Below are 13,546 nucleotides of genomic sequence, written 5' to 3'. Positions count from 1 at the left end.
TCACCCCAAAGCGCCATCCACAATCACCTGCAAACGACCCTGGCTGCAAGGCTCAATCCGGGCATCGACGCGGTAGACGTCGCGCAGCAATTCGGGCGTGATGACCTCGCGGGTTGGGCCGCTGGCAATCAGGCGGCCGCCGTTGATCACCATGGTCTGGCTGCAATAGCGCAGCGCATGATTGAGATCATGCAGGGCGATCAGCACGGCCATGCCCTCCGATTTGGCAATGGAGGCCATGAATTCCAGCACTTCAATCTGGCGAAACAGATCAAGCGCCGAGGTTGGCTCGTCCATCAGCAGCACTTCGGGCTTGCGCACCAGCGCTTGGGCAATGGCCACCAGCTGCCGTTGGCCACCAGACAGCGCACCAAGATCGCGAAAGGCGAGATCGGAGATGCGGAGCGCTTTCAGGATGCTGTCGATTTCGCTCAATTCATGATCGGCCACCCGCCAGCCGCCGCCCTGTTTGGCGGCCAGCAGGATGGATTCATAAACCGTCAGCACTGCATTGGCGCCGGTGTCCTGCGGCATGTAACAGATGGGGCGGCGACCCTCACGCACCTCCTCCACCACAACCGTGCCGGGGCCAGACAGCAGGCTGGCAATGCGCTTGAACAGGGTGGATTTGCCCGCCGCATTGGGACCGATCAGCGCGGTCAGCTCGCCCCCATGCATGGGGGCTGTGGTGATATCCTCAAAGACGGTGGCGCGGCCATAGCGTGCCCCGACCTTATCGAGCGCCAGCGTTACCATGCGCGCCTCCTATTGGTGAAAATCAGCGAGAAGAAGAAGGGCACGCCCACAAGGGCTGTGATGACGCCAATTGGCAGGATTGCGCCCGGAATTAGCATTTTCGACACCACCGATGTCACCGACAACAACAGCGCGCCGCACAACACCGAAGCAGGCAGGAAAAATCGCTGATCTTCGCCCACCAACATGCGGGCAATATGTGGCCCGACCAGACCAATAAAGCCAATGGTGCCAACGAAAGACACCGGGATCGCCGCCAGCAAACTCACCAGCATCATGGTTTGCAGTCGAAGACGGCGCACATTCACACCAAGGCTTGCGGCTTTGTCATCGCCGAGGCGAAGGGCGGTCAGGGCCCAGGCCTGCCGGGCAAACAGCGGCACGCAGACCACGAGCACAGCAGCCGTCACCCCCACCTTCATCCAGGTGGCTTTGGTCAGGCTGCCCATGGTCCAAAAGACCACCGCCGCCAGCGCCTGTTCTGAGGCCAGATATTCCAGCAAAGACAGGAGCGCATTGAAGGTAAACACCAAGGCAATGCCCAACAGCACAATGGTTTCCACCGTCACGCCGCGCATGGTGGACACACCATAGATAAACAGTGATGCCAGCATGGCCATGATGAAAGCATTGATCGGCACCATGAACTCAAGAGCCACCGGAAACACCGCAACACCGCCCACCAGCGCCAGCGCCGCCCCAAAGCTTGCCGCCGCAGAAATACCCAGCGTAAACGGACTTGCCAACGGATTGGCCAAAATGGTCTGCATCTGCGCGCCCGCCAGCGACAGACAGGCCCCCACCGTGACCGCCATCAGGGCGATGGGCATACGAATGTCCCAGATCACCACCCGGATTTGGTTGGACACAGCTTCTGGCGAGAAAATCGCCGTCAGCACCTGTTCCAGTGTGTAACGCGCTGGCCCAAGTGCCATATCAACGGCGACACTGAGACAAAGAGCTGCCAAAAGGCAGATCAAAATTATGCTGCGTCGGGCAGCAAGGGCGCGGTATTGCACACCCCCGGCTGCTTTCGAGGCATTTTCAACCGCAAGAGCCATTATTGTGCACCTTTATCAAGCGATACGAAATAGCCGGGCTTATAAGCAATCGGCAGGAATTTCTCATGGAACTCCCGAAACGTCTGCTCGGGATCGAGATCGGCAAACAGTTTTGGGTGGAACCATTTGGCAAATTGCTGGATCGGCACAAACTCGTAAGGCGCACCATAGAACTGGTGCCACACGGCGTGCACATTGCCCTCCTGCACGGCTTTCAAGCCTTCAAAGCCCGTGCGCTGCATCAGGGTTTGCAGTTTTGCGCGGGCTTTGATGGGGTCAGCACCGCGCCCGACATGCACAAAGCGGTTGGTTTTGGATTCAGCCGCCCAATTGGAGCCGGTGGCAATGATCTGGTCGGGGTTGGCGGTGATCAGCTGCTCAATGCTCATGGTGCCAAAGGTGGTTTTGAACACGTCTGAGCCAATGTTATGGCCGCCCGCTTTTTCGACCATCTCGCCAAAATTGGCCGGGCCAAAGGTGCGGCAGCAGCCGTTTTCAAAATCATTGCCCGGCGCGCGCTCCATATAAACCAAAGGCCGCTTGAGATCTTTTACAGATGCCAGCCGGTCTGTGACGCGGGCAATCTGCGCGCGGCGATAGGCAATCAGCTCTTTGGCCTTATCGTCATAACCGAAGATTTTTCCGAGAATCTCGATGGATTTTTCCGTATTCTTGTCGGGATCAACGCGAAAATCAACATAGACCACCTGAATGCCCGCCGCAGCGGCCTTCTCCTCCAGCCCGCTCTCATGGGCTGCCGTTTGCGCTTCGATGTTGAGCGTCAACACATCCGGCTTCAGGGCAATGGCGGCTTCCAGGCTGAAACTGCCATTGGGCACATAGCCAAAACGCGGCAGATCGGCGATTTTGGGAAAGCGCTCCACATAGGCATCATAGCTGTCCGGGTCTTTGGTCAGAAAATCATCGCGCCAGCCGACAATGGTGTCAAACGTGTGGGCACCCGCAAGCGCTGCAATGGTGTGAATCTGCCGTGCCTCGCCCACCAGCACCCGCTTGGCTGGCAAATCCAGCGTCACGGTGCGGCCAGCCACATCTGTCAGCGAAGCCGCCCAAAGGGGCTGCGCCAGAAATGGCACAAGGGCGACGAGCGCCCGGATCAAATATCTGAAATTCATACGAAAACCTTTAAAAGCAAGAGAACCGGCGACGCCATTGTGCCGCCGGTTCTGCAAAATTTACGAGCGGGGTTTCAGCGAAACGAAATAGCCGCTCTCATAGGCCACCGGCAGGAAGCGATCATGCAACTCCTTGAAGGTGGCTTCCGGATCGAGATCCTTGAACAGGTCAGGGTGCAGCCACTTGGCCATCTGCTGGATTGCCACGAACTGATAAGGATTGTTGTAGAACTGGTGCCAGATGGCGTGGACATTGCCCTCTTTGACCGCCTTGATGTCGGTAAAGCCGGGGCGTTTCATCAGGTCTGCCAGTTTCTTTTCAGCCACGGCCTTGTCTGCACCGGGGCCGACACCAACCCATTTGCCGCCGGGCACATACATTTCCCAGTTGGCACCGGTGACAATCACCTGATCCGGGTTTGAGGCAATGATCTGCTCTGGATTGACCGTGCCGAAAGTGCCGGGGATGATGCCATCGGCCATGTTCTTGCCGCCGGCAATATCGACCATCTTGCCAAAGTTTTCATTGCCAAACGACATGCAGCAATCATCACTGTAGCCGCCAGCACGCTCGACGAACACCACAGGCTTTTTCAGGTCTTTGACGCTGGCCAGTTTATCGGTAACGCGCTTGATCTGGGCATCATGAAACTGCACGAATTCTTCGGCGCGCTTTTCCTTGCCAAACAGCTTGCCAATCAGACGCATGGATGGATCGGTGTTTTCCATGGCCTTTTCACGAAAATCGACATAGACCAGCGGAATGCCAACCTTGGCAAGCTTTTCGATATAGCCGCTTTCTTCTGTTGCCGACTTGGCATCAATGTTCATGATGATCACGTCTGGCTTCAGGGTCACGGCCTGTTCAATATCGAACGTGCCATCCTTCATGCCGCCAAAGGTGGGGATTTTGCCCATTTCGGGGAATTTTTTCAGATAAATATTATAGCCGTCGAGATCGGCTTTTTGAAAATCATCGCGCCAACCAACAATGCGCTTGAACGGCTGCTCGGTATCCAGTGCTGCGGTGAAATAGATCTGGCGCCCCTCGCCCAGAATCACCCGCTCAACCGGCACGCTCACCTCAACCTCGCGGCCGGTAATGTCCTTGATCTTCACCTTTTCGCCAGCATTGGCCGCACCTGAAAAAAGCGCAAGCGAAAGCGCGGCAGCCGTAACCACCCCATAAACGTTGAACACGTTATGTCTCCATGAAATTTGTTTTATTCATCAACGGCATTTTTAGAAAAGCCAATCGCCCCGTTTCCAAATATGCCGTTCTGAATGGGGATTTATGATATTATGACTTTATCAGTCAACAAATATCTTTTAGAAGGATTCTATCAAATTTAAAGGGTATCGGGTGAACATGTCTCAGGTTGCCAATCAGCACAATTACAATTTGAAAGACGAGATCAAGGCCTATTGGTCGGCACGGGCCGAGACATTCGATAGTCAGCCGGGCCATGAGATTTTCTCCGAAGACGAGCGCGCCGCCTGGCATGGGCTGATCAGCCGCCATCTTGGGGCTGGCGATGGCCGCAAGGCGCTTGATCTGGCATCGGGCACCGGCGTGGTCTCGCATCTGCTCGATGATCTTGGCTTTAACGTCACTGGGATGGATTGGTCTGAACCGATGCTGGCCCGTGCGCGCGCCAAGGCCAGAGCCCGCGGCCGCACCATCCGCTTTTTGATGGGTGATGCCGAAAATACCATGGAGCTGGACGGCACCTATGATGTGATCACCAACCGCCATCTGGTCTGGACCCTTGTGGACCCGCTTTGCGCCTTTCGAGAATGGCACCGCGTGCTCAAGCCCGGCGGCAAGGTGCTGATCGTCGATGGCGATTTTGTCAATCCCAGCCCATTTGCCAAACTCACCGGATTTTTGACGAAACTGGCATCGCGCCTTCACATCGGCAAACAGCCAGCCCATCACGGCCCGTCCGCGTCCTTGGCCGACACCCACAAAAGCATTCTCTCGCGGGTGTATTTTTCCAAAGGGGCACGCGCCGATGCAGTTGTGGACCTGCTGAAACAGGCTGGCTTTTCGTCCATCACAATTGATCAGGACTTGCGCGCCATCAACCGCGCACAGAGAGCCAATTTCGGCTTTCTCAAAGGTCTTGAGCGTGCAACCCAGCACCGCTATGCGATTTGCGCGGTGAAGTGATCACGGCGTACCCGCCGCCAATTGCTGATCAATGGCTTTCAGCGCCCGATCGAGATGCCCTTCATAGACCAGACTGGCCTCGTCGCCAGCAATATCGATCTTGGGCATGCCATCGAGCCGCACTTGCAGGCATTGCTGCAAGCCTTCTTCGAGCCCGCGCGCCAGCAGATCATAATAGCGGGTGCCGGGGCCGGTGATGATAACGGGCAAGGTTTCATAGAGGCTGAACACCCGTGACAACCCCTGCCCCAGTGCCAGGCCCGCCTGCCGAAAGGCATATTGCCCCATGCGATTTCCCTGTCGGGCCGAGAGCGCGATGCGATCCATCTCGGCCAAGGGAACAAAGCGAGCCGGAATGGTGTCGGGCGGCACCTCAAAGGCGGTGCGCAAAATGCCGTAAAAGCCAGCAGATGCCTCAACGCAGCCGCGCGATCCGCAGCGGCAGAGCTTGTTATCGGCGGCATTCAGCATATGGCCAAAGTTGGGGGCATTGATCTCAAACCCACCCACCCCATTGGTGCGGGCAATGCCAAGGCCAATGCTGTGACCCAATGACAGCGCAACCAATCCACGAAAACCGCCCCCTTCCCCACCAAGGCGTGAGGCGAGACCATAGGCCACCAACAGGCTCTCATTGCTGATCATCAGATCGGCATTGGGGAAGGCAGACAGGGCCGTATCGAGGTCCACCGGCTGATTGCCAAACACCGGCGACCACACCACATGGGCACCCTCGGCATCGACAATGCCCTTGCTGCTGACCGACAAAACAGCAACAGCTGCCGGGTCCAGTTTGGAGCGCTCCGCCAGACGCAGCAGTGCTCTGGCAAAATCTGCGGAAAACTGCTGCGGTGTTGCGGTCTGCACCCTTGGCTCATCAAAGCGGTCCATCAATGTGCCGCGATAATCGGCAAGCGCATAGCGCACATTGTCCGAGGAAATCTGCACGCAGATGCAATAGGCAAAGCTGCGCCTGCGCGACAACAGCACTCTTGGACGGCCCCTTGCTGCTGCCGCCTGCGGCTCATGCCGCTCGATTGCGCCAATCTGCTCAAGTTCAGCCGTGATGGCGGTAACCGTGGCCGAGGCAAGCCCGGTCAGCTCCGAGAGATCGGTATGCGACAGCGCTTCTTGCCGCCGCAGCACAGACAGCACTCGCGTGGAATTTTGCCGACGCACCTTGTCGCTGCTTGATTTGATCAGCATCGGCAGGCCCGACCCTTCACCGTGAACTTACACACATGCTCCTCCCAAAGCATTTGTGCACTGTCTTGACAAGTCCGTTTCAAGGGCTGTTGACAGGCTGTCATTCTTCTGCCAGTTATTTTCTCGACTGTCGAGAAAAACATTATTGGGCCGGTTTCCGGTAATCTCGGGGGTTTTTCGGTGGTGATGCGGCGGACGAGGAGGTCTGCCCCACCGCTTTCATTTTGGGGAGGTTTAAAATGAAATCCGTCATGAAACTGATGGCATGCGTTGCCGTCATTACGTCCGTGCACGTCCCGTCCTACGCCAAGGATCTGATTGTTGGCGTATCGTGGTCCAACTTCCAGGAAGAACGCTGGAAAACCGATGAAGCCGCCATCAAGGAAGCCTTGAAGGCCCATGGTGCCAAGTATATTTCGGCTGACGCCCAGACATCGGCCGCCAAGCAGCTCACCGATATTGAAAGCCTGATTGCCCAAGGTGCCAACGCCCTGATCGTTTTGGCGCAAGATTCCAGCGCCATTGGCCCTGCCATTGAAAAGGCCACCAATGAAGGCATTCCGGTGATTGGCTATGACCGGCTGATCGAAAACCCCAACACCTATTACATCACCTTCGACAACAAGGAAGTTGGTCGCTTGCAGGCGCAAGCCGTCATGAAGGTCAAGCCAACCGGCAATTACGTGTTCATCAAGGGTGGCTCGACCGATCCAAATGCCGATTTCGTCTTCTCCGGCCAGATGGAAGTGCTGAAGCCTTCGATTGACGCTGGCAAGATCAAGAATGTTGGTGAAGCCTATACCGATGGCTGGAAGCCGGAAATTGCCCAGAAGAACATGGAGCAGTTCCTGACCGCCAACAACAACAAGGTTGATGCGGTTGTCTCGTCCAACGACGGCATGGCCGGTGGTGTTGTCGCAGCCCTTGAAGCACAAGGTCTGGCGGGCTCCGTTCCCGTTTCCGGTCAGGATGGCGATAAGGCGGCGCTGAACCGTGTGGCGCTTGGCACCCAGACCGTATCGGTGTGGAAAGACAGCCGTATGCTGGGCAAAAAAGCGGGTGATGTGGCCGTTGAGCTGGCAAGCGGCAAGAAGATGAGCGAAATCCCCGGCACCGTGAAATTCAAGGGCGGCTCCAAGGGCATTGAAATGGAATCGCAATTCCTCAAGCCACAGGCCATCACCAAGGACAACCTCAATGTTGTGCTCGATGCCAAGTGGATCAGCAAGAGCGAGTTGTGCCAGGGCGTAAAAGCCGGCACCGTGGCGGTGTGCAAGTAAGAAGGGTTGGTTCAGCATCGCAGCGTATTCCATAGGCGCTGCGGTGCGGGGCTTACCCCCCTCTGCCCTGCCGGGCATCTCCCCCTCAAGGAGGGAGATTGGATGGGGTTTATCACCCCTTTTCAATGACACGTCGCGCGCTTCGACACGCTAAAATGGAAAGTGAGAGGCAAGCCCCGAGTCGATCTCCCCCTTGAGCTGGGATGAGAAGGGGTCGGCGAAGCCGATGAAACGATCCAGTGAATCGTTTCAACCGACGAACGCCCTGAGCCACGCGAAGGGCAAAACCGGCAGGACAGAGGGGGGTAGCCCCGCGCACCATCCGTTCAAAACAACAAATCACGCCCCACACACGCTGGCACGAAAGCGGCACCTACCGCAGACCCAAAGGTCATAGAGGAGTATCCGGTCCATGGTGGATCACACAATCAGCGCAGCCTCCAACAGCGCCCGGCCGACCAAGGCCAATCTCTGGCAACAGTTTTTAAAAGCCACCGAAATCGACACCCGCCTGATGGGCATGGTGATTGCCCTTTTGCTGATCTGGGTCGGCTTTCACGTGCTGTCAGACGGGCTGTTCATGACACCGCGCAACCTTTGGAATCTTTCGGTACAGGCGGCGTCGGTGTCGGTGATGGCAACCGGCATGGTGCTGGTGATTGTCACCCGCAATATCGACCTCTCTGTCGGCTCCATCCTCGGCTTTGTCGGCATGATGATGGCGGTAACGCAAACCAAATTTCTGCCAGTGTGGCTAGGCTATGAACATCCGCTGATGTGGGTGCTGGCGCTGGCTTTCGGCATCGTCATCGGGGCTGCGATTGGTGCTTTTCAGGGCGCGATCATTGCCTTTCTCAATGTGCCTTCCTTCATTGTCACACTGGGCGGATTGCTGGTGTGGCGCGGTTGCGCGTGGATGGTCACCAGCGGTGCAACCGTTGCGCCGATGGACACCCGCTTTCGCCTGATGGGCGGCGGTGCTGATGGCTCGATCGGGGCCACGGCAAGCTGGGTGGTGGGCGTGATTGCCTGCGTGTTTATCGTGCTGTCGATCCTGCATTCGCGCAAGCAGCGCAAACGCTTTGGCTTTCCGCTCAAGCCCGTCTGGGCCGAATATTTCATGGGTGTTATTGGCTGTGGTGCCGTGATGGGTGCCGTGAATGTGCTCAATAGCTATTACATGCCGGTCAATCTGGCGCGCAAATATGCCGAGGCAAACAATATTCCGTGGCCAGATGGCGGGCTGGATATTTCGCTGGGCATTGCCATTCCTGTGTTGATTGCCCTTGGCATTGCCATTGTCATGAATTTCATCACCAACCGTACCCGCTTTGGCCGCTACGTATTTGCCATTGGTGGCAACCCCGAAGCCGCCGAGCTGGCCGGTATCAAGACCCGCTGGGTGACGGTGCGCATTTTTGCGCTGATGGGGGCGCTTTGCGCCATCGCTGCGGCCATTTCTACCGCCCGCCTCAATGCCGCCACCAACGCCCAAGGTACGCTGGATGAGCTTTACACCATTGCCGCTGCCGTGATTGGCGGCACATCTCTGGCCGGTGGCGCTGGCACGATTGTTGGCGCCATTCTTGGGGCCATTGTCATGCAATCGCTCAATTCGGGCATGGTGCTGCTGGGCATGGATACGCCTTTGCAGAGCATTGTGATTGGCATGGTTCTGGTTGTCGCGGTGTGGCTGGACACGGTTTACCGTGCCCGCACCCGATAAAAAGCAGGAGAAACGTTATGACACAACAGAACACGCCTCTTGTGGAAATGAAGAATATTTCCATCTCCTTTGGCGGTATTCATGCCGTTGATGATGCCTCTGTCGATCTGTTTCCCGGCGAAGTCGTGGCCCTGCTTGGCCATAATGGCGCGGGCAAATCCACCCTGATCAAGATCTTGTCCGGGGCCTACAAGCGCAGCGCTGGCGACATCCTGATCAATGGCGAACCTGCCGACATCAACAACCCGCGCGATGCCAAGCATTATGGCATTGAGACGATTTATCAGACGCTGGCCGTGGCTGATAATGTCGATGCCGCCGCCAATCTTTACCTCGGGCGCGAGCTGCAAACCCCTTGGGGCACGCTGGATGATGTGGCGATGGAAGCGAAAGCCCGCGAAGTGATGGGACGGCTCAACCCGAATTTCCAGCGCTTCAAGGAGCCGGTCAAGGCGCTCTCCGGCGGTCAGCGTCAATCGGTGGCCATTGCCCGCGCCATTCTGTTTGACGCCCGCATTCTGATCATGGACGAGCCAACCGCCGCCCTTGGCCCGCAGGAAACCGCACAAGTCGGCGAGTTGATCTTGCAGCTCAAAAAGGAAGGCATCGGCATTTTCCTGATCAGCCATGACATTCATGACGTGTTTGATCTGGCCGACCGGGTGTTTGTGATGAAAAACGGCAAAGTGGTGGGCCACGCCAAAACCACGGACGTGACCAAGGATGAGGTGCTGGGCATGATCATCATGGGCAAAGTGCCACCGGGTGCCGTGCCCGGCCCCGGTGCCATGCAGGTGGCTTGAGTTTAGATCAGGTGGCAGCCCCTGTGGCTGCCGCCGCAATCAACACAAAGCCAAGCAGAATACGATAGATCACAAAGGGCCAGGTGGAGAAACGCTCCAGAAAGCGCATCAACCCCCAGATGGCAATCAGCGAGGAAATGCCACCGGCAATCAGCCCCACGCTGAGAAGCGCCCAGCCGTGGGCATCGAGCGAGAGTTTGTGCAGCTCCCACACTTCTTTGAGGCCCGCCAACACAATGGCAGGCAGGCCCAAGAGAAACGAAAAGCGGGCGGCCTCTTCGCGCTTGAAACCCAGCGCCAATGCCGCCGTAATCGTGCCGCCCGAGCGAGACACGCCGGGGATCAGCGCTGCGGCCTGGGCAATGCCCACCAGAATAATATCGAGCGGGCGAATGCTGGGCAGATTGCGCTTGTGCTTGGCCAAAAGCTCGGTTGCGGCCAAAAGACCACCCATGACAATACAGGCTATGCCCACGGCCCACAGGCTGCGCAAGGGAGAGCCGCAACTGTTGAGACTGTGCGACAGAGCAAGACCGGCAATCACAATCGGGATGGTGCCAATCATGATCCACAGCACCAGCTGGAAGCTGAAATCATTATAATCGCGCCGCTTTAAAGCGCTGATGGAGCCAGAAGCGAGGCCAAAAATATCGCGCCAGAAATAGCTGACCACCCCAACCAGTGCTGCCATCTGCATGGCGGCTGAAAAAGCGGCCCCCGGATCGGGCCAGCCCAACAGCGCTGGCACCACGCGCATGTGGGCAGAGGATGACACCGGCACCAGCTCGGTCACACCCTGCACCACGCCCAGAAACGCCGTTTCCATAAAACTTAAGTCAACAAAGCCCGTTGCCGAGCCCACCAGACAAGCATCCGCCATTGATCACCTCTTCAAGCATGTGGCGTTTTATTGTCCTCAATAAAACGATATCGCCCATGCGACACAATAAGATCTAAAGCCAGTCACGTTGAATCCTATTCACAGTGACAGTCCATAGGGGGTTGGAATGCTTTGAAACTCTGAACGTGGCAGAAGGAAGACTGCAATTCAACAGACCGTGAAAGAATATGCCACGGACATTGCATGCACCATGAAAGACTTATGGAGAAGACAAGAATATTCAGAAAATCGAAATAAATCCAGACTGCGCGTAGCAAGCATCTTCAACCAAAACGATAAAAAAATTAGCATTTGTTCAATATATTTATCAGATACTTCTCCATCTGCCTAAAAAACGAAACGCGAAATTGCGGCATGGATCGCTGCTCTTAACCCGTTGGAGATTGTCATGCGAATTTCTCTTGGTCAAATTTTGACATCGCTGTTTGCCGTTATTCTTGTCGTTGTCGCTGGACAGGGCGTCTACGCCATCAGATCGCTGGGCACGATTGAGGAAAGCAACCACCAGATTGTCGAAAAGCGCGTGCCCTCCTTCATCATCATGGGGCAGATCAATGCCAATCTCGGCGACATACGGGTTGCCCAAGGCAATTACCTCACCGCCGACAAGTCCCTGCAAGCCGAATTTGGCAAAGACCTCTCGGAAGCTTACGCAGATTTGGCCAAGAACAGAAAAGCGTATGAGCCGCTGATGGTCGATCAGGGCGACCGCGATCTCTACAACGCCTTTTCCAAAGACTGGGAGGCGGCAGAGCAATATTGGCAGAACATCAAGACGCTTGCGGCCAGTGGGCAACAGGAGAAAGCCGAAACCCTGTTTTTTGGTGACTCTCTAAAACTGTATAACAAAGCAGGCGATGACATCCAGGCTGCCGTTGATGATCTTTCTGGCAATGTGAAAGATGAGGGTGCATCGACCATCGAGAGCATTTCTCTGGCGACCACGGTGACCTACGCCGCCCTCGTGTTGGCAATCCTGATTAGCGTGAGTGCAGCCATCATCAGTGCCGTGCGGGTTGTTCGGCCGCTGAAAGTCATGACAGGCAATATGCGCACCCTGTCATCCGGCGACACCAGTGGCGAAGTGCCCTTTAAGAGCCGCAAGGATGAAATCGGCGACATGGCGGCTGCCCTTCAGGTGTTCAAGGATGGCATTTTGCGCAATCGCGCCCTTGAGGCTGAAGCGGAATCCGCCCGCCACAAGGCCGAAGCCGAAAAACTGCGACTGCAACAGGAAGCCGAAGCGGCAGCGCAAAGGAAGCTGCAAGAAGCAACGGCTGGTCTGGCATCGGGCCTCAAGCGGCTGGCGGCTGGCGATCTCAATTTTGAACTGAACGAGCCGTTTTCGGCCGAATTTGATGCCCTTCGCCTTGATCTGAATTCCGCCGTATCGCAACTGGGCAGCACCATTGCAACCGTTGCCGGCTCTGCCGGGGCCATCAACGATGGCTCGCGCGAAGTGAGCCAAAGCGCCAATGATCTGTCAAAACGCACAGAGCAGCAGGCAGCATCGCTGGAAGAAACCGCGGCTGCCCTCGACCAGATTACGGTCAATGTCACAAATTCGTCCAAGCGTGTGGAAGAGGCCCGCGGCGTTGCCAAGGAGGCCAACAGCAGCGCAGTGCGTTCAGGCCATGTGGTCAACGAGGCCATCAATGCCATGCACCGTATTGAGCAATCCTCCAACCAGATTTCCAATATTATTACGGTGATCGATGAAATCGCCTTCCAGACCAATCTTCTCGCCTTGAACGCAGGCGTGGAAGCCGCCCGTGCGGGCGAGGCAGGCCGGGGCTTTGCCGTGGTTGCCACGGAAGTGCGTGAGCTGGCCCAGCGCTCGGCGAGAGCAGCCCGTGAAATCAAGGAGTTGATCACCAATTCAACGGCGGAAGTGGAAAACGGTGTTCGTCAGGTACAGGAAACCGGCGACGTGCTGAAAGCCATCGAAGTGCATGTCACCACCATCAACGGCTTGATGGATGCCATTGCCACCTCATCGCGTGAACAATCGGTCGGCCTCTCGGAGGTTAACACCGCCGTCAATCAGATGGATCAGGTCACTCAGCAAAATGCGGCCATGGTCGAAGAAACCAGCGCCGCCAGCGCCAGCCTTGCGCAGGAAAGTACGCGGCTGCAACAGCTTGTATCACGGTTTATTATTCCGGGCAGCCAAGGGAGCGCTGCAATGCGTCGGGCCGCTTAAAGCGTTGGATGAGAGTTTGTCAGGGAAAAGTGGAAACCGGTTTTCCCGAATAGACAAACGAAAACAAGGGAATCGAGAGTGTGTCTGGTTCAATTTCACAGTACACGACGCATAGGTTTTACCGTATAGCTCACCCCCCCCTCTGCCCTGCCGGGCATCTCCCCCACAAGGAGGGAGATCGACAAAAAGCAACCCTATTGCTCAACAGCATACGTCCTATGGGTCGGAAATCACGAGTTCATTGTGAGAAACGAGCGGGAACGCCTATCCGATCTCCCTCCTTGTGGGGGAGATGGCTGGC

11 protein-coding genes are annotated in these 13,546 nt (G+C 56.5%); 5 read left to right on the top strand and 6 right to left on the bottom strand.

Annotated features, from left to right (window positions below; genetic code table 11):
* From E6C51_RS17625 to E6C51_RS17610, 4 genes are read right to left on the bottom strand one after another with little or no spacing between them, the layout of a single operon-like run.
* A complete protein-coding gene (locus E6C51_RS17625; RefSeq protein ID WP_190236956.1) occupies nucleotides 1–756 on the bottom strand; it encodes an ABC transporter ATP-binding protein in 756 nt (251 codons plus the stop codon).
* The gene (locus E6C51_RS17620; protein WP_146936560.1) at nucleotides 750–1,817 is read right to left on the bottom strand and encodes a FecCD family ABC transporter permease; all 1,068 of its coding nucleotides are present in this window, start codon (nucleotides 1,815–1,817) and stop codon (nucleotides 750–752) included. The genes E6C51_RS17625 and E6C51_RS17620 overlap by 7 nt, the downstream gene beginning before the upstream one ends.
* Nucleotides 1,817–2,953, bottom strand: a complete 1,137-nt coding sequence (locus E6C51_RS17615; protein ID WP_190236955.1) for an ABC transporter substrate-binding protein — start codon at nucleotides 2,951–2,953, stop codon at nucleotides 1,817–1,819. Before E6C51_RS17615 ends, E6C51_RS17620 begins: the two co-directional genes overlap by 1 nt.
* A gap of 60 nt (nucleotides 2,954–3,013) precedes the next feature.
* Entirely contained in the window at nucleotides 3,014–4,153 is a 1,140-nt protein-coding gene (locus E6C51_RS17610; protein ID WP_190236954.1) for an ABC transporter substrate-binding protein, read from the bottom strand.
* A 169-nt stretch (nucleotides 4,154–4,322) separates the two neighbouring features.
* Here E6C51_RS17610 and E6C51_RS17605 point away from each other — a divergent pair, with 169 nt between their 5' ends.
* Nucleotides 4,323–5,126: a class I SAM-dependent methyltransferase gene (locus E6C51_RS17605; RefSeq protein WP_190237000.1), complete on the top strand. Its 804-nt coding sequence runs from the start codon at nucleotides 4,323–4,325 to the stop codon at nucleotides 5,124–5,126.
* Here E6C51_RS17605 and E6C51_RS17600 read toward each other — a convergent pair whose 3' ends face one another.
* On the bottom strand, nucleotides 5,127–6,332 hold the full coding sequence (locus E6C51_RS17600) for an ROK family transcriptional regulator (protein WP_190236953.1): 1,206 nt from the start codon (nucleotides 6,330–6,332) through the stop codon (nucleotides 5,127–5,129). It abuts the gene before it with no gap.
* Between the two features lie 239 nt (nucleotides 6,333–6,571).
* Here E6C51_RS17600 and xylF point away from each other — a divergent pair, with 239 nt between their 5' ends.
* The 3 genes from xylF to E6C51_RS17585 all read left to right on the top strand — a co-directional run bounded on the left by xylF (nucleotide 6,572) and on the right by E6C51_RS17585 (nucleotide 10,141).
* Nucleotides 6,572–7,612 (top strand): D-xylose ABC transporter substrate-binding protein, encoded by a 1,041-nt coding sequence (gene xylF, locus E6C51_RS17595; protein ID WP_190236952.1) that lies wholly within the window; start codon nucleotides 6,572–6,574, stop codon nucleotides 7,610–7,612.
* Between the two features lie 412 nt (nucleotides 7,613–8,024).
* Complete coding sequence (locus E6C51_RS17590; RefSeq protein WP_146936550.1) at nucleotides 8,025–9,338, top strand: sugar ABC transporter permease; 1,314 nt, start codon at nucleotides 8,025–8,027, stop codon at nucleotides 9,336–9,338.
* 17 nt (nucleotides 9,339–9,355) lie between these two features.
* On the top strand, nucleotides 9,356–10,141 hold the full coding sequence (locus E6C51_RS17585; RefSeq protein ID WP_146936548.1) for an ATP-binding cassette domain-containing protein: 786 nt from the start codon (nucleotides 9,356–9,358) through the stop codon (nucleotides 10,139–10,141).
* 7 nt (nucleotides 10,142–10,148) lie between these two features.
* On the opposite strand, the gene uppP is transcribed toward E6C51_RS17585, so the two are convergent.
* The gene (uppP, locus tag E6C51_RS17580; protein WP_146936546.1) at nucleotides 10,149–11,021 is read right to left on the bottom strand and encodes an undecaprenyl-diphosphatase UppP; all 873 of its coding nucleotides are present in this window, start codon (nucleotides 11,019–11,021) and stop codon (nucleotides 10,149–10,151) included.
* A gap of 409 nt (nucleotides 11,022–11,430) precedes the next feature.
* Between uppP and E6C51_RS17575 the strand changes: the two genes are divergently transcribed.
* On the top strand, nucleotides 11,431–13,245 hold the full coding sequence (locus E6C51_RS17575; protein WP_190236951.1) for a HAMP domain-containing methyl-accepting chemotaxis protein: 1,815 nt from the start codon (nucleotides 11,431–11,433) through the stop codon (nucleotides 13,243–13,245).
* Nucleotides 13,246–13,546: the final 301 nt, after the last annotated feature.

The organism is Gillisella terrae (assembly GCF_004801395.1).
In the GTDB taxonomy this organism is placed as follows: Bacteria; Pseudomonadota; Alphaproteobacteria; order Rhizobiales; family Rhizobiaceae; genus Allorhizobium; species Allorhizobium terrae.
The sequence above is the reverse complement of the archived record's forward strand: the minus strand, read 5'-3'. Positions and strand labels throughout refer to the sequence as shown.